Origin of the sequence: Rhizobium sp. Leaf371, from assembly GCF_001424045.1 — a bacterium.
GTDB lineage: Bacteria > Pseudomonadota > Alphaproteobacteria > Rhizobiales > Rhizobiaceae > Ferranicluibacter.
In genome coordinates this window covers 738,279-755,242 of record NZ_LMQB01000001.1, presented here as the reverse complement: position 1 = coordinate 755,242, position 16,964 = coordinate 738,279, and the positions used below count along the sequence as shown (strand labels likewise).

At 65.2% G+C, this 16,964-nt stretch carries 14 protein-coding genes; 7 read left to right on the top strand and 7 right to left on the bottom strand.

The annotated features are described in order from the left end of the window. Positions 1-211: 211 nt before the first annotated feature. Positions 212-1,243: a zinc ABC transporter substrate-binding protein gene (locus ASG39_RS03330; protein ID WP_277995948.1), complete on the top strand. Its 1,032-nt coding sequence runs from the start codon at positions 212-214 to the stop codon at positions 1,241-1,243. 86 nt (positions 1,244-1,329) lie between these two features. Here ASG39_RS03330 and ASG39_RS03325 read toward each other — a convergent pair whose 3' ends face one another. After that, positions 1,330-1,665, bottom strand: coding sequence for an RcnB family protein (locus tag ASG39_RS03325; RefSeq protein ID WP_062592761.1), 336 nt, complete (start codon positions 1,663-1,665; stop codon positions 1,330-1,332). A 334-nt stretch (positions 1,666-1,999) separates the two neighbouring features. Here ASG39_RS03325 and ASG39_RS03315 point away from each other — a divergent pair, with 334 nt between their 5' ends. Beyond that, positions 2,000-2,584: a TRAP transporter small permease subunit gene (locus tag ASG39_RS03315; protein WP_062593392.1), complete on the top strand. Its 585-nt coding sequence runs from the start codon at positions 2,000-2,002 to the stop codon at positions 2,582-2,584. After that, the gene (locus ASG39_RS03310; protein ID WP_062592757.1) at positions 2,581-4,344 is read left to right on the top strand and encodes a TRAP transporter large permease subunit; all 1,764 of its coding nucleotides are present in this window, start codon (positions 2,581-2,583) and stop codon (positions 4,342-4,344) included. The genes ASG39_RS03315 and ASG39_RS03310 overlap by 4 nt, the downstream gene beginning before the upstream one ends. Positions 4,345-4,609: 265 nt before the next feature. Here ASG39_RS03310 and ASG39_RS03305 read toward each other — a convergent pair whose 3' ends face one another. After that, positions 4,610-5,716, bottom strand: coding sequence for a TRAP transporter substrate-binding protein (locus ASG39_RS03305; RefSeq protein WP_062592755.1), 1,107 nt, complete (start codon positions 5,714-5,716; stop codon positions 4,610-4,612). 340 nt (positions 5,717-6,056) lie between these two features. On the opposite strand from ASG39_RS03305, the gene ASG39_RS03300 reads away from it, so the two are divergent. The 4 genes from ASG39_RS03300 to ASG39_RS03285 all read left to right on the top strand — a co-directional run bounded on the left by ASG39_RS03300 (position 6,057) and on the right by ASG39_RS03285 (position 9,982). Next, positions 6,057-7,034, top strand: coding sequence for a sulfate ABC transporter substrate-binding protein (locus ASG39_RS03300; protein ID WP_062592753.1), 978 nt, complete (start codon positions 6,057-6,059; stop codon positions 7,032-7,034). Positions 7,035-7,209: 175 nt separating this feature from the next. Then, on the top strand, positions 7,210-8,031 hold the full coding sequence (gene cysT, locus ASG39_RS03295; protein WP_062592751.1) for a sulfate ABC transporter permease subunit CysT: 822 nt from the start codon (positions 7,210-7,212) through the stop codon (positions 8,029-8,031). A 2-nt stretch (positions 8,032-8,033) separates the two neighbouring features. Then, on the top strand, positions 8,034-8,960 hold the full coding sequence (gene cysW, locus ASG39_RS03290) for a sulfate ABC transporter permease subunit CysW (protein WP_062592749.1): 927 nt from the start codon (positions 8,034-8,036) through the stop codon (positions 8,958-8,960). Beyond that, positions 8,957-9,982 (top strand): sulfate/molybdate ABC transporter ATP-binding protein, encoded by a 1,026-nt coding sequence (locus ASG39_RS03285; RefSeq protein ID WP_062592746.1) that lies wholly within the window; start codon positions 8,957-8,959, stop codon positions 9,980-9,982. Before cysW ends, ASG39_RS03285 begins: the two co-directional genes overlap by 4 nt. A gap of 55 nt (positions 9,983-10,037) precedes the next feature. Here ASG39_RS03285 and mgrA read toward each other — a convergent pair whose 3' ends face one another. The 5 genes from mgrA to ASG39_RS03260 form a co-directional block, all read right to left on the bottom strand. Further along, positions 10,038-11,069, bottom strand: a complete 1,032-nt coding sequence (gene mgrA, locus ASG39_RS03280; RefSeq protein ID WP_062592744.1) for an L-glyceraldehyde 3-phosphate reductase — start codon at positions 11,067-11,069, stop codon at positions 10,038-10,040. Positions 11,070-11,273: 204 nt separating this feature from the next. Then, a complete protein-coding gene (locus tag ASG39_RS03275; protein ID WP_062592742.1) occupies positions 11,274-12,407 on the bottom strand; it encodes a Gfo/Idh/MocA family oxidoreductase in 1,134 nt (377 codons plus the stop codon). A 30-nt stretch (positions 12,408-12,437) separates the two neighbouring features. Continuing rightward, positions 12,438-13,199, bottom strand: a complete 762-nt coding sequence (locus tag ASG39_RS03270; protein ID WP_062592740.1) for a sugar phosphate isomerase/epimerase — start codon at positions 13,197-13,199, stop codon at positions 12,438-12,440. A gap of 50 nt (positions 13,200-13,249) precedes the next feature. Then, entirely contained in the window at positions 13,250-15,715 is a 2,466-nt protein-coding gene (locus ASG39_RS03265) for a glycoside hydrolase family 2 protein (protein ID WP_062592738.1), read from the bottom strand. Positions 15,716-15,870: 155 nt separating this feature from the next. Next, positions 15,871-16,959 carry an ABC transporter ATP-binding protein gene (locus tag ASG39_RS03260; RefSeq protein WP_062592736.1) on the bottom strand — a complete coding sequence of 363 codons (1,089 nt, stop codon included), beginning with the start codon at positions 16,957-16,959 and terminating at the stop codon, positions 15,871-15,873. Positions 16,960-16,964: the final 5 nt, after the last annotated feature.

Sequence of the window (16,964 nt, the reverse complement as noted above, 5' to 3'; positions counted from 1 at the left end):
CGGAGGACCCTGTTGCCAGCGGCTATGCCACACGTTATAGCATAACGCAATTGATGTAATAACATTACATTGAGAATGCAAGATGCCGGCGCCCCTCTCCCCCGATCCGCGCCCGCGGCTTGCCCGACCAACGGCCCGACCGCCCACACCGCGACGACATCGTCGCCCACGGGACGGCCGGACCCGTCATGAACCCTACAGGAGCATTTCCATGCCTCACCGCGTCGTGTCCCCCCGCCTCATGTCCTTGCGCCTCATGTCCTCCCGCGCCCCGCTGATTCTCGCCGCCACCGCCTTCCTCGCAGCCGGCACGGCCCATGCCCAGACGTCCAATAATGCCCCGTCACCCGATGTCGTGGTGTCGATCAAGCCGATCCACTCGCTCGTCGCCGCCATCATGGCCGGCGTCGGCGCGCCGAAGCTGATCGTGGAAGGCGCCGCCTCCCCCCACACCTACAACATGAAGCCGTCCAATGCCGCGGCGCTGCAAAACGCGAAGATCGTCTTCTGGATGGGCGAAGGCATGGAGCATTTCCTGGAAAAACCCCTGGAAACGCTCGGTTCCAAGGCGACCGTCGTCGCGCTCGAGGACGCGCCCGGCGTCGAAAAACTGCCGCAGCGCGAAGGCGGCCCGTTCGAGCCGCATGACGATGGCGACGAGGCGGACGCCGGCCACGACCATGATGCCGCCGCCGAAGCCAGCCACGCCCATGACGACGGCGAATTCGACATGCATTCCTGGCTCGACCCGCGCAACGCCAAGGCCATGGCCGCCGAGATCGAGACGACACTGGCGAAGGCCGACCCGGAGCACGCCGCGGCCTACCGCACCAATCGCGAGACGCTGGACGCCCGCATCGACGCGCTGGATCGCGCCATCGCCGCCACGGTCGCCCCGATCAAGGATCGCCCTTTCGTCGTCTTCCACGATGCCTACCAGTATTTCGAGCACCGCTACGGCGTCTCCGTCGCCGGCTCGATCACGGTCAGCCCGGAAACGGCGCCGGGCGCCCAGCGCTTGAAGGAAATCCACGCCAAGATCGAAAAGCTCGGCGCCACCTGCGTCTTCGCCGAACCCCAGTTCGAGCCGAAGCTGGTCAACGTCGTGCTGGAAGGCACCAGCGCCAAATCCGGCACGCTCGACCCCGAAGCCGGCACCCTCACCGCCGGCCCCGACCTCTACTTCCAGCTGATGAACGGCATCGCCCAGTCGCTCGCAAGCTGCCTGTCGCAACAGGGCTGAGTCGCGCAGAGACGGACGCGAACGGCAGGCGCCGTTGGAAAAAGAAATGCCGCAGCCCCTGTCTCGGGGCCGCGGCGAACAGAGGCTCAGCGGCCGGAGGCGAGACCGACGATGACGCCGGTGGCGACGCTGATGAGCAGGAAGTCGTTGTCGACCTTGACCCAGCGCTGGCCGCGCGGCGGGGCGTTCAGGCGGTAGCGGCGATAGTCGCGGACCTCGGCGGTGCGGCGGCGCTCGGCCGGCGACAGGCGGTGGCCGCGGGCCCAGCGGGCCTTGCGCACCACGGTCTTCTTGATCGTCGTCGTCGTGTGCCGTTCCACCGTCCGCCCCCGGACGTTATCCTGCCGGTCCTGGGGCGCGGCGAAGGCGCCGGGTGCGGCCAGGAAGGAGGTGGCGAGGAGAGTGATGATAAACCGTTTCATGAGGCGTGTCCTTGTTTCGAGAGACAGGGGGAACCTAGGGTCGGGCGGATGAATGGGAAATGAAAACCAGCATTACATTTTCGTAATTATATCAGCAGATTATAAGACAAAGATCATCTCCTGAACGAAACCGGCGCAAACCCTGCCGGTCCCGATCCCGCCCCGCATGCCGTAGCGCAGCGTACCGGTGGCAGCTTCGACTTTGGTCGCATGGTCCGGCCTGCCCGCGCCAAACTCTGCGCAAAACCGGCCGGACCGCTTGAAAGCACGGCCGAAATCGGCAGTGTGGTGTATGAGCAAGGCCGCAGGGGAGCGGCCCGAGTGGGAGATCGATATGACAGCATTGCTGGGCCTCAGCCGCCTCATCGACGCGACGACGGAATTCATCGGGAAATCCGTGACCTGGCTCATTCTGGTCGCCGTGCTGGTCAGCGCCGGCAACGCGGTCATCCGCAAGGCCTTCAACATGTCGTCCAATGCCTGGCTCGAAGCGCAGTGGTATCTGTTCGGCGCCGCCTTCATGCTGGCCGCCGCCTACACGCTGAAGCAGAACGAGCACATCCGAATCGATGTGGTCTACGGCAATTTCTCGCGCCGGGTGCAGCACTGGATCGACCTGCTCGGCCACCTCCTCTTCCTCATGCCCTTCGTGCTGATGATGATCGCCTATCTCATCCCCTATGTCCGGATGAGCTACGTCTCCGGCGAAGTCTCCTCCAGCGCCGGCGGTCTCATCCTCTGGCCGGCCAAGGCCATCCTGCTTGCGGGCTTCGTCCTGCTCGCCTTCCAGGGCGTCTCCGAAATCATCAAGAAGATCGCCATCATGCGCGGCGTCATCGACGATCCCGCGCCTTACGTGCCGACGCATGCGCCGCTCGACATACCCCTGCCGCACGCCGATCAGGAGGTGCGCCCGTGATCGAATTCATCGCCGAAAATCTCGCCCCGATCATGTTCCTGTCGCTGATCGTCTTCATGCTGGTCGGCTATCCCGTCGCCTTCTCGCTCGCCGCGAACGGCCTCCTGTTCTTCGTCATCGGCGTCGAGCTCGCGCCGTTCTCCGACAGCATCAACCTCTCCTGGCCGCTGCTGAACGCCCTGCCGGATCGCTTCTGGGGGGTGATGTCGAACGACACGCTGCTCGCCATCCCCTTCTTCACCTTCATGGGCATCGTGCTGGAGAAATCCGGCATGGCCGAGGATCTGCTCGACACGATCGGCCAGCTGTTCGGCCCGGTGCGCGGCGGCCTTGCCTATGCCGTCATCTTCGTCGGCGCGCTGCTCGCCGCCACCACCGGCGTCGTCGCGGCCTCGGTCATCGCCATGGGCCTGATCTCGCTGCCGATCATGCTGCGCTACGGCTACGACCGCCGCGTCGCCTCGGGCGTCATCGCCGCCTCCGGAACGCTGGCGCAGATCATCCCGCCCTCGCTGGTCCTGATCGTGCTCGCCGACCAGCTCGGCCGCTCGGTCGGCGACATGTATGCCGGCGCGCTCATTCCGGGCCTCGTCCTCACCGGCCTCTATATGGGCTATATCCTGCTCGTGTCGTTTCTGAAGCGCGACGCCATGCCGGCTTTGCCGCTCGAAGCCCGCACGCTCGGCTCGGGCGTCACCTCGCTCATCGTCGCGCTGGCCGTCGCCTTCGCCTTCGCCTATGCGGCCCATGTCGTGCTGTCGCCGACCTACGGGGCGGATGCGGACATCCTCGGCGGCACCTGCGGCGTCGCCTTCATCTACGTCGTCGCCCTGATCGATCGCGCGACCGGGCTCAACAGGATGTCGCGGCTGGCCCAGCAGGTCATCATCGTCCTCATCCCGCCGCTGGCGCTGATCTTCCTCGTGCTCGGCACCATCTTCCTCGGCATCGCCACGCCGACCGAAGGCGGCGCCATGGGGGCCGTCGGCGCCCTCATCATGGCCGGCGCCAAGGGTCGCCTGTCGATGGAGGTCATCCGCTCGGCCCTCACCGCCACGACGCGGCTCTCGGCCTTCGTGCTCTTCATCCTCATCGGCGCCCGCGTCTTCTCGCTCACCTTCTACGGCGTCAACGGCCATATCTGGGTCGAACACCTGCTCACCGCCATGCCGGGTGGCGAGACCGGGTTCCTGATCGCGGTCAACGCGCTCGTCTTCTTCCTCGCCTTCTTCCTCGATTTCTTCGAACTCGCCTTCATTATCGTGCCGCTGCTCGCGCCGGCGGCCGACAAGCTCGGCATCGACCTCATCTGGTTCGGCGTGCTGCTCGGCATCAACATGCAGACGAGCTTCATGCACCCGCCCTTCGGCTTCGCGCTGTTCTACCTGCGCTCGGTCGCGCCGAAGATCCCCTATCTCGATCGTCTGACAGGCAAGATGACGCCGCCGGTCACGACCGGGCAGATCTACTGGGGCGCCGTGCCCTTCGTCTGCATCCAGATCGTGATGGTGGCGCTGACCATCATGTTTCCGCAGATGGTCATGCACTACAAGGGCGATGGCGCGGTGGTCGATCCGAACACGATCAAGATCGAGGTTCCCGGCTTCGGCAACACGGGCGGCGGCCTGAGCCTCCCCGGCGGCCTGCAACTGCCCTCCGGCAATCCGCTCGACGGCACCAAGCCCGCCGACCCGCTCAGTGCCCCGCCACCATCGCCGCCGCCTGCGAACGATCTCAGCGCCCCACCCTCGTTCAAGTAACACGGAATCCGGTTGATCAAACCGGATCCCGTATTCCGTCCATGGAAAATCTGGCCTTCCGCCAGAGATTTTCGATGGCTCTTGTTTCCGGTTCGCGGAACGCGATCAGCCGGAAACCGTGTAAGGCTGTCAAGCATCACCAAAACTGAAAAAACGGCCGGCTCATCCCCGGCCGTTTTTCACAGGGTAGAACCGACAAACGAAAACCGCCGGAGCCCGTGGTGAAATCGGGCTCCGGCGGCGGTCTTTGACAGGGTGGATAGGATCAGAGCTTGCCGTTGCGCTGCTGGATCATCATGAACGTATCGTAGTTGTATTCGGCGATCTGCGCATTGAGGTAGAACTCGGCCCGGAAGGCCTTGATCGAACCCCAGATCTTCTTGAACGTCGGGTTCGTCGCTTCCATGTCGGCATAGACCTTGTTGGAGGCGTCGAAGCAGGCGGACAGGATTTCCGCGCTGAACGGGCTGAGCTTGGCGCCCGATGCCACCAGCCGCTTGATCGCGGCCGGGTTCAGATAGTCGTACTTCTGCAGCATGTTGGCATCCGCCGCCTGGCAGGCCGTGCGCAGCAGCGACTGGTAGGATTTGGGCAGGCCGTCGAAGGCCGTCTTGTTGAACATGGCGTGGACGGTCGGGCCGCCTTCCCACCAGCCGGGATAGTAGTAATAGGGCGCGACCTTGTAGAAGCCGAGCTTCTCGTCGTCATAGGGGCCGACCCATTCGGCCGCGTCGATCGTGCCTTTTTCGAGCGAGGGGTAGATGTCGCCGCCGGCGATCTGCTGCGGCACGACGCCGAGGCTCTGCATGACCTTGCCGGCAAAGCCGCCGACGCGCATCTTCAGGCCCTGCAGGTCGGCCACCGTCTTGATTTCCTTGCGGAACCAGCCGCCCATCTGCACGCCGGTATTGCCGCCGGGATAGGCGACCAGACCCTGCGGCGCCAGGAACTCGTTGAACATGTCGATGCCGCCGCCATGATACTGCCAGGCATTGTGACCGCGGGCGTTGAGCGCGAAGGGAACGGCGGCGCCCAGCGCCCAGACCGGGTCCTTGCCCCAGTAGTAATAGGAAACGGTGTGGCAGGCTTCGACCGTGCCGGACGAGGCCGCATCGGCGGCCTGCAGGCCCGGCACGATCTCGCCGGCGGCAAAGACCTGGATCTTGAAATTGCCGTCCGTCGCTTCGGAGACGTATTTCGAGATGACTTCGGCGCCGCCATAGATGGTGTCGAGCGATTTCGGGAAGGACGACGTCAGTCGCCAGGAGACCTTCGGCATCGTCTGGGCGATGGCCGGCGCCGCCAGAACGGTTGCAGCAGCCGCCCCGGCGCCACCGATCCCTGCATGACGAATAAATGAACGACGATCCATATCTTGTCTCTCCTCGTGTCGCAGTCAGCCGATAGGATGCCGGCTGTCCTCCCTGCGGGTGCCATTCCCAAGCACCTGATCCAAGAAGCGGTTTGCGTAACGAAACCGCTTGCCCGAAGGGAGATTACACGCCCCGGTCGCCGTGTCCAGCAGGGGCGGCGGCCGGAAACATCGACTTTCGCAGCAAAGACCGGAATGCCCCGTGACGACGACAGGTTTTCCGCCCCGGCCTCCTTCCCGGCAATATTTTTCCCGGATGGTCGAACAACCTGCGATAGCCGACCTCGGCCAGAGAGCGCCACCACCCTATGATGCCGCCATCAACCCACCGGAGATCCGAATGAAACGCTTCCTCCTGATCGGTGCCGCCCTTGCCGCATTGACCGCTTCCGCCCATGCCGACGACAAGCTGCTGAACGCGTCCTACGACGTCTCGCGCGAACTGTTCGAGAAGGTCAACGAGGCCTTCGTCGCCAAACATCCCGGCGTCACCGTCGACCAGTCGCATGGCGGATCGTCCAAGCAGGCGCGCGCCATTCTCGAGGGCCTCGAGGCCGACGTCGTCACCTTCAACCAGGTGATCGACATCGATGCGCTGGTGAAGGGCGGCTTCGTCACCGACGACTGGAAGAGCGACTTCCCGAACAATGCCTCGCCCTATTACTCCTTCCCGGCCTTCCTCGTGCGCGAAGGCAATCCGAAGGGCATCAAGGACTGGAGCGACCTCGTCCGCGACGACGTGAAGGTGGTGTTCCCCAATCCGAAAACCTCCGGCAATGCGCGCTATACCTATCTGGCAGCGCTCGCCTTCGCCAAGGAGACCTTCAAGGACGATCCGGCCAAGGTCGATACCTTCATCGCCAAGCTGTTCGACAACGTGCCCGTGTTCGACACCGGCGGTCGCGCCGCCACCACCACTTTCGTCGAGCGCGAGACCGGCGACGTGCTGATCACCTTCGAGGCGGAAACCAAGGGCATCGCCAAGGAATTCGGCGAGGACAAGTTCGACATCGTCGTGCCCTCCGTCAGCCTGCTTGCGGAATTTCCGGTCGCCGTGGTCGACAAGGTCGTGGACAAGCACGGCACCCGCGATCTGGCGAAATCCTATCTCGACTTCCTCTACACGCCCGAAGGCCAGACGATCCTTGCGGAAAACGGCAACCGCGTGAACGACCCGGCGGTCGCCGCTAAATTCAAGGATCAGTTCCCGGACATCCGGCTCTTGAAGGTCGAGGACGTGTTCGGCGGCTGGGCCAAGGTGAAAAAGGAAGAGTTTGCCGAAGGCGGCCATCTCGACAAACTTTACGGCAGCCGTTGATCGCAGGCGTAATCTATGGAAAACGGAAGCCGCGGCGGGACACGACGTCCCCCGCGGCTTCCATCCGTTTGCAGCATCGCCCTTGACCATTGACGAGGGCCCCGCGCTGCGGCCCGTCACCGACCGCCGGATGGCCCTTGCCCGCCGCGCGATCCAAGAGATAAGAGGACCGGCCTTGGCTCGGCGCATTCTTCCCGGCCTGCCGCTGACGCTCGGCATCACGCTGGTCTATGTCGCCGTGATCGTGCTGCTGCCGCTCGGCGCGCTGATCTTCAAGGCGGCAAGTCTCGGCCCGGCCGATTACTGGACCATCGTCTCCTCGGATCGGGCCGTCGCCAGCTATCGCGTGACGATGCTCTGCGCGGCCGCTGCGACCGCCTTCAACCTCGTCTTCGGCATGGCGCTCGCCTGGGTGATCGTGCGCTATCGCTTCCCCGGCCGCCGCATCGTCGATGCGCTGGTGGACCTGCCCTTCGCCCTGCCGACGGCCGTGGCCGGCATCGCGCTGACGACCCTGTTTGCGAGCAACGGCTGGTTCGGCGGCGCCTTGTCGGCGCTCGGGCTCAAGGTCGCCTACACCCCCCTCGGCATCATCGTCGCCATGGCCTTCACCAGCCTGCCCTTCATCGTGCGCACGGTGCAGCCGGTTCTCGAAGAGCTCGACGGCGCGCTGGAAGAGGCCGCCCAGACGCTCGGCGCAAGCGATGGCGAGATCTTTCGCAAAGTGCTGCTGCCGCAGCTGTTCCCGGCCCTCCTCGCCGGCCTTTCGCTCTCCTTCGCCCGCAGCCTCGGCGAGTTCGGCGCCATCATCTTCATCGCCGGCAACCAGCCCTACGAGACGGAGATCACCGCCCTCCTCGCCTTCATCCGGCTCGAGGAATACGACTATCCCGCCTCCGCCGCCATCGCCTCGGTCATGCTCATGGCGGCCTTCCTCATGCTGGCGATCACCAATATCCTGCAGACCCGCGCCCTGCGCTACACGGTGAAGGGCTGACCATGGCGACCGCACCAAAACCGAGAAACCGCCGCCCCCCGCGCATCGGCGAGAAGCCGATCTTCCGCAACGGCCTGATCGCGATTGTCCTCGTGCTGGTCCTACTCGTCATCGTCGCCCCGCTCGCCATCATCGGCGTCCAGGCCTTCTCCAAGGGCGCCGCCTTCTTCGCAAAGTCGATCACCGACCGCGACACGGCGCACGCCATCTGGATGACGGCGCTGACCGCGCTGATCGCCGTGCCGATCAACACCGTCTTCGGCGTCGCCGCCGCCTGGGCCATCACCAAGTTCGACTTCCCCGGACGCCGCCTGCTGCTCGTGGTCATCGAGATCCCGTTCTCGGTCTCCCCCATCGTCGCCGGCGTCGCCTATCTCTTCGTCTATGGCCTCCAGGGCCTGTTCGGCGACGCGCTGCAATCGGCCGACATGAAGATCCTGTTCGCGCTGCCGGGCATCGTGCTGGCCAGCCTGTTCGTCACCGCGCCCTTCGTCGCCCGCGAGCTCATCCCGCTGATGCAGGCCCAGGGCCGCGATCTGGAGGAGGCGGCGACCTCGCTCGGGGCGAGCGGCTGGCGCACCTTCTTCTCGGTCACCCTGCCCAACATCAAATGGGCCCTGCTCTACGGCGTCATCCTCTGCAACGCGCGCGTCATGGGCGAATTCGGCGCCGTCTCGGTCGTCTCGGGCAATATCCGCGGCCAGACCAACACGCTGCCGCTCCATATCGAACTGCTCTACCACGACTACAACGCGGTCGGCGCCTTCGCCGCCGCCTCGATCCTTGCAAGCCTCGCCATCGTCACGCTGATCGCCAAGGTCGCGCTGGAGCGCCGCGGCGCCGGCCGCGTCCGGCGCCCGGCCCTGGCCGGGCCTGGGCTCGCGGGCCCAACCCTTGAAACGACTGAACCCGGGATGTCCAAGCCGTGAAGATCCGCCTCGATACGATCGTCAAGACCTTCGACACCTTCCGCGCCGTCCACGGCGTGTCGCTGGAGATCGAAAGCGGCGAACTGGTCGCCCTGCTCGGCCCTTCGGGCTCCGGCAAGACGACGATTCTCCGCATGGTCGCGGGTCTCGAATATCCCGACGAAGGCGCGATCTTCTTCGGCGAGGAGAATGCCACCGACATCGAGGTCCGCCACCGCGGCGTCGGCTTCGTGTTCCAGCATTATGCGCTCTTCCCGCATATGACGATCGGCGAGAACATCGCCTTCGGCATGAAGGTCTCGAAGACCCGGAGGTCCACAGCCGAGATTGCCGAGCGGGTGGAGGAGCTTCTGCGCCTCGTCCAGCTCGACGGCCTGAAGGATCGCTTCCCCGCGCAGATCTCCGGCGGCCAGCGCCAGCGCGTGGCGCTGGCACGGGCGCTTGCGGTCGATCCAAAGGTGCTGCTGCTCGACGAGCCGTTCGGCGCGCTCGATGCCAATGTGCGGCGCGACCTGCGCCGCTGGCTGCGCAAGATCCATGAGGACCTCGGCATCACCACGCTGTTCGTCACCCACGATCAGGCCGAAGCCCTCGACCTCGCCGATCGCGTCGTCATCCTCGACAAGGGCCGCATCGTGCAGGCGGGCACACCGGAAGAGGTCTGCCGCGCGCCGGACAATGCCTTCGTGATGAATTTCCTCGGCGACGCCAATCGCCTGAGAGCGACCGTGACCGCCGGCCGGGCCAGCGTCAACGAGATCCTGTTCGATGCGGCAGGCGTGCCCGACGGTCCGGCCGAACTGTTCTTCCGCCCCGCCGACGTCATCTGGCGCGAAGAGGGTGCCGGCATCCCTGCCGTCATCCTGCGCGTCATCGACCGCCCGGATTCCAAACGCATCCTCGCCGTGACCGCGGACGGCCAGCATGTCGAATTCGACACCGCGCCGGAATTTCCCTTCCGCATGCAGGCCCGGGGAACGCTCGAAATCCTGCGCCCGAAAGTGTTCGCGGCGTCAACCTGATCCGACAGGCCGGCCATCAGACCGGCCTGTCGAACGTGAGACTGAAGCCAGTTCGTCAGGCCAGTTCGGCCGACTTCGCCCAGAGATTGATGTCGGCCTCGCGGGCATAGGTGTCGATCTCGGCCAGTTCCTCGGCCGTGAACGACAGGTTGTCGATCGCCTTGACGCAATCCACGATCTGCGACGTCTTGCTGGCGCCGATCAGGGCCGAGGTCACGCGTCCGCCGCGCAGCACCCAGGCGACGGCCATCTGCGCCAGCGTCTGGCCCCGACGCGCGGCGATGTCGTTGAGCTTGCGGACGTTGTCGATGACCTCCGGGCGGATGAGGCGCTGGTTGAGATAATGGTTCAGCGCCGCGCGGCTGTCGTCGGGAATGCCGTTCAGATATTTCGTCGTCAGCATGCCCTGCGCCAGCGGCGAGAACACGATCGTGCCCACACCGAGATCGTCCACCGTATCCAGCAGGCCGTCCTCTTCGACCCAGCGGTTGATCATGGAATAGCTCGGCTGGTGGATCAGCAGCGGCGTGCCGAGATCCTTGAGGATGGCGGCGGCTTCGCGCGTCCGCTGCGAATTGTAGGAGGAGATGCCGACATAGAGCGCTCGGCCGGAGCGGACGATATGATCGAGCGCACCGCAGGTCTCCTCGAGCGGCGTGTCCGGATCGAAGCGGTGGGAATAGAAGATATCGACATAGTCGAGGCCCATGCGCTTCAGGCTCTGGTCGCAGGAGGCGATCAGATATTTCCGGCTGCCCCATTCGCCATAAGGACCCGGCCACATGTCGTAGCCGGCCTTGGACGAGATGATCATCTCGTCGCGATAGGGCTTGAAGTCCTGCTGGAAGATCTCGCCGAAGGCCGTTTCGGCAGCGCCATAGGGCGGGCCGTAATTGTTGGCGAGGTCGAAATGGGTGATGCCGAGATCGAAGGCGGTCTGGCTCAATTCGCGCTTCAGCGCATGCGGCGTGGTCTCGCCGAACGTGTGCCAGAGCCCGAACGAGATCGCCGGCAGCTTGAGGCCGGAGCGGCCGCAACGGTTGTAGATCATCGTGTCGTAGCGGGTGTCGGCGGGGTGCCAGGTCATGGGTGGTTCCTCCATGGGAGTGTCCCGACGGGCCGCCGCGCAGATCCGGCGGCGGCGGCGTGTGGGTCCCTGATTGTTATCAGCGCCGGACGAGCGGGGCCGGCGCGGCCGCTTCGGTTCGTCAGAAGCGGCTCTTCCATGTAACGCAGAAGCCCGGAGACCGAAACCGGTTTCCGGGCTTCTGCAGGACGACGTGCGACACGATCAGCGCAACAGCGCCCGCGCCGCCTCGATGCCGAGCGGGGCCGGCTGGGTGCAGGTGGTTGTTAGGTCCACGAACCGGCCTTCGTCACCCGACTTCAGGATCGAGACCATGACATCGACGCCATGCAGCGTGCGCTCCAGCGAGCAGCGCGGGTCGCGTCCCTCGGTGATCGCCTGCGCCATGTCGGCAAGCCCGGCCGTACGGTAATTGGCGATCGGTCCCTGCGGGTGCTCCTGGTTCTCGACCGAGAACGGATGATCCCAGCGATCGACCGGCGAGATCTCCTTGCCCTTGCCGCTGACCTCGACCTTGCCGCCGAAGAAATTGGGGTCCGGCACGTAAAGAGAACCCTCGGTGCCGTAGAGCTCCATATTGCCGTGGCGATGCGACCAGACATCCCAGCTCGCCGTCAGCGTCACCGTCGCGCCGCTGTGGAATTCGAGAAGCGCGTGGATATTGGTCGGCGTCTTCACCGGGATGACCTGGCCCTTGCGCGGTTCGCTGGAGATGGTGCGGGTCTTGGCGGCCTTGGATGCGAGCGCCGCGACGCGCTTCACCGGACCGATGAGGTTGATCAGGTTGGCGACGTAATAGGGGCCGAGATCGAGCACCGGACCGGCACCCGGCAGGAAGAAGAAGTCGGGATTGGGATGCCACATCTCCATGCCGGGGCTCATGACGTGGCAGGTGCCGGAGGTGACGCGACCGATGCGGCCGCTGTCGACCTGGGATCGCGCCAGCTGATGCGCGCCGCCGAGGAACGTGTCCGGCGCGCAGCAGACGGTGAGACCCTTCGATGCGGCCAGCGACCGCAACTCCTCGCCCTGCTCCAGCGTCAGCACGAGCGGCTTCTCCGAATAGACGTGCTTGCCCGCCTCCAGGATCTGCCGGGAGACCGGGAAATGCGCGTCCGGGATCGTCAGATTGACGACGATGTCGATCTCCGGATTGGCGAGCAGTTCATCGATCGACTGCGCCTTCACGCCGTATTCGCCGGCGCGGGCTTCGGCCGCCGCCGGATCGATGTCCGCGCAGGCGCGGATCTCAATGCCCTTGAACAAGGGCGCGAGCCGGAAATAGGTGGTGGAAATATTGCCGCATCCGATGATGCCGACGCCGAGATCCTGTGTCATGACGTGTGTTCCCTTGAAAAGGTCGTGCTGTCAGAAGGTCTTGATGGAGGCGATGGAGCGTTCGGCAAGGCGGGCGAGATCGCTCGGATTGTCGTGCTCGACGATGTAGGTCTTGGCCGGCGTCGCGGCGAGACGGGCATAGAGGCCCTTCCAGTCGACCGTGCCGTGCCCGACATCCGCCCAGCCATCCTCGTTCGTGTTCTCGCCGGCCGGCGCGATGTCCTTGACGTGGACGGCGGTGATGCGGTCGGCATAGCGGTCGATCCAGGCGAGCGGATCGGCGCCGCCGCGGATGACCCAGGCGATGTCGGCTTCCCATTCGAGATCCGGGCCGCCTTCGAAGATCAGGTCCATCGGCACGGAGCCGTCCGGCAAGGCCACGAATTCGAAGTCGTGATTGTGCCAGCCGAAGCCGAGACCGGCCGCCCGGACCGGCTCGCCGGCCTTCTGCAGCCGGGCGCCGAACGCCTTCCAGCCCGCGGCGTCCGTCGGACGGTTCTCGGGCAGGACATAGGGGCAGTAGATCGTCTCGATGCCGAGCATCTTCGCCACCTCGATGGCGCGATCCGGCCTGGTCTCCAGCATGTCGAGGCTGAAATGGCCGGTCGGCATCGTCAGGCCGTTGCGGTCGAGATCCGCCTTCAGCGCCTTGACCGCGCTGTCGTCATGATCGCCATAGAGCGCGCCATAGCCCTCGACCTGGCTGTAGCCGGCCTTGGCCACGAGATGCAGGGCATCCGAGAGCGGCGGAAAATTGCGGGCGGTGTAGAGCTGGAAGCTGAGCGGTCTCATGGAACTGTCCTTTTCATGAATGCGGGTCGGTCTTCGCCCTGCTGGAGGCGTCAACCGGCCGAAGATTGCAGATCGTAGGCGGTAAAGACCGGCGTCGGGCCCTCGCCCGGCGTCGATGGCGTAAAGCGCACCGTGCGGCTTGTCCCCGCGGTCAGGTCGAAGGCGTTGTCGCTGAAGCGACCGGAAACGCCCGCCTCGACCATCACATGGAGGGCCAGACCCTTGGCGGAGACCGTGACGTCGATGCCACCGGCGGCATCGCCCGCAACGGCCGACGTGGCGATGGTGAGGCCCGACGGTTCGAGATCGAGCGCCTTGTAGGTTCCGGGAACGTGGTGCCCCTCGCCCCGCGCGCCATCGGACGCCTCGAAGGTCCAGAAGAGCAGCATGCCTTCCGGGATATCGGCGGCGGGAAGCTCGACCAGCGTCGCTGCGCGATCGGCCGGGCAGGTGCCGCTCGCCGCCACCAGCGGACGGCGGTCGCCGGCCAGGGTGACGAGAAACGTCTGGACCTCGATGCTGACCGGGGCGCGGGTGTCGTTGACCATCGATAGCGATAGCGTCTTCCCATCGTCGGACGGAATGGCGGCCACAGCGACCGGCTGGAAGAAGCGGCGCACCATATAGTGCATCGCCTTCCAGCTGCCGCCATAGTCGAGGCTCGACCAGGAAGCGACCGGCCAGGTGTCGTTCAGCTGCCAGTAGAGCGTGCCCATGCAATGGGGCTTCAGCGAGCGCCAGAACTCCACCGCCGTCTTGATGGCGAGGCCCTGCTGGATCTGGCTGAGATAGACGAAGCTCGCGAAATCCTTGGGAAAGCGAAAGTAGCGGAACATGGTGCCGGCGATCCGCTCGTTGCCGCCGGCATTCTTCTGGTGGCTCTCCATCACCGGCGAGGCGATGTTGAGATCCCTGGCCGCCGCGAAGTCGTGGATGACCGGCATCGACGTATAGGACTGGAAGCCGAATTCCGAGCAGAAGCGCGGCCGCACGGTCCGGTAATTGTCGAATGACTTGTTCTCGTGCCAGACCGACCAGTAGTGCATGTCGCCGGCCCCATCGGCGTGCCAGGCGTCGCCGAAGTTCAACGGCCCCACCGCCGGGCTCGACGGCCACCAGATCAGGTCCGGCGCGGCCTTCTTCATCGTCGTCTCGATGGTCCGGTTCAGGCGGTCGTAGGAGACGAGGTAGCGATCGCGATCCCGGCGGCTTTCCTCGAACCAGGTGAGCGCGCCGACCAGCTCGTTGTCGCCGCACCAGAGCGCGATCGAGGGATGCGACGACAGACGCCGCACCTGGTCGTCCACTTCGGCCGCGACATTGTCGAGGAAATCCTGCGTCGAGGGGTAGAGGTTGCAGGCGAACATGAAGTCCTGCCAGACCATGAGGCCGAGCCGGTCGCAGAGGTCGTAGAACCAGTCGGGCTCGTAGAAGCCGCCGCCCCAGACGCGGATCATGTTCATATGCGCATCGACCGCCGACTGCAGCAGATCCTCGACGCCGGCCTCGGTGACGCGGGAAAAGAGCGCGTCGGCCGGGATCCAGTTCGCCCCGCGGCAGAAGATCTCGACGCCGTTGACCCGGAACGCAAAACGGCTGCCCGCCGCGTCCGGATCGGTGAGAAGTTCGATCCGGCGAAAGCCGATGGTCTTGCGGACGCGGTCGCCGCCGACGGACACGACGAGACGCGAAAGCGCCTGCGCGCCGCTGCCGGCCGGCCACCAGAGGTTCGGTTGCCGCACTGGAAAGACATGCTCGACCGTGGTGATGCCCTTCAGGACGTCGACATCGATCGTCCCGACGACGCCATCGAGGTCGAAGGCGACGGACGCGTGTCCTGCCTCGGCGGCGAACAGCGCGGCGGAGACCACGAGATCGACCGAGCCGTCCGCATGCCAATCCTGACGCGTCGTCACATGCTCGATCCGGGCCGCCACGAGGCGCTTCAGCAGCGGCGGCTCGTAGACGCCGAGGGGGGCAATGGCGATGTTCCAGTCCCAGCCGAAATGGCACTGGACCTTGCGCAGCATGCTGCCGTTGGGAATGGGCGAATTGGCCGTGGAATAGGGAATGTAGAACGGTTGTTCGGCCTGCCGCTCGGCGCTCTCGCGGACGGAGGACTTGATGACGAGCTTCAGCCGGTTGGTGCCGGACACGAGTTTGCCCGTGACGTCGGGACGATAGCGGCGGAAGCTGTTGTCGGCTTCAAGCACGAGCGCATCGTTGAGGAAGACGTCGACCACCGTGTCGAGACCGGCAAGGTCGAGATACCAGCGGTCGGTCGAAGCGGTATCGTCGAGATCGAACGTCCGCTCCAGCACCCAGTCCTGCTCGGCCACCCACTGCACGTCGGCCTCGTTGCGCCCGACATAGGGGTCGGGAATGACGCCGGCCGACAGCAACGCGCTGTGGACGTCGCCGGGGACCGGCATGGTCAGCGCATGCGCCGCATCGAGGCTCGACAGGGTCCAGGTGCCGGAAAGATCGGTGGTGATGGTCGGGGTGGTATCGGGCATCTTGTCGTCTCTGTTCGGTCGGGTTTTCTCAGATCGTCGGGTCGCGGAGATCAGGGCCGCCCCTCATCCGGCTGCCGCCACCCTCTCCCCGCTTGCGGGGAGAGGGCCAGGGTGAAGGGCAGCGCTTCTCTCGAAACGTCACGGCACGGTCGTCTTCACAACCTCTGCTCCGTGCCGGCATCAAAGATCGAGGCCATGCTCATGTCGATGCCGAGGCGGACCTGCGATCCCGGGGCGTAGCGGCGCGCGCCGGCGATCCGGACCGACATGGTCTGGCCGGCGAGCTTCAGCCAGAGAAGATTGTCCGCACCCATCGGCTCCTCGATATCGACGACCGCCGCATGCGCGTCGCCGCCGGCGGGCACCTCGTCCACCGTCACGTGTTCCGGGCGGATGCCGAGGACGACGGAGGTGCCGGGGAGGATCGGGCTGCGGGCGGGATAGGCGTCGATGGCGAAATCCACGCCGGAGACGCTGACCACCTTGCGACCGGCCTTCTCCTCCACCGTGCCGCGGAAGAAGTTCATCGACGGCGAACCGATGAAGCCGGCGACGAAGAGGTTTTCCGGCGCGTTGTAGATCGTCATCGGATCGGCCAGCTGCTGGATGACCCCGCTCTTCATCACGGCGATGCGGTCGGCGAGCGTCAGTGCCTCGATCTGGTCGTGGGTGACGTAGATCATCGTGTTCTTCAGCGACTGGTGCAGCCGCTTGATCTCGACGCGCAGTTCGGACCGGAGCTTGGCGTCGAGGTTGGACAGCGGCTCGTCGAACAGGAAGACGTCGACATCCCGGACAAGGGCCCGGCCGATTGCCACACGCTGGCGCTGGCCGCCGGAAAGCTCCGCCGGCTTGCGCTTCAGGAGCGGCTGGATCTGCAGGATCTCGGCGGCACGGGCGACGCGCTTGTCGATCTCCGGCTGCGGCATCTTGGCGACCTTCAGGCCGAAGGACAGGTTCTTCTCGACGGTCATCTGGGGATAGAGCGCATAGGACTGGAACACCATGCCGATGCCGCGATCCTTGGGCTCTTCCCAGGTGACGTTCTTGCCCTTGATGAAGATCTGCCCGTCGGAGATTTCGAGGAGCCCGGCGATGCAGTTGAGCAAGGTCGATTTTCCGCAGCCGGACGAGCCGAGCAGCACGAGGAACTCGCCGTCGCGGATATCGAGATTGAGGTTTTCGAGAACGGTGACTGCGCCGAAGCTCAGCGACAGATCCTGGATGGAAACGCTTGACGTCATGAGGA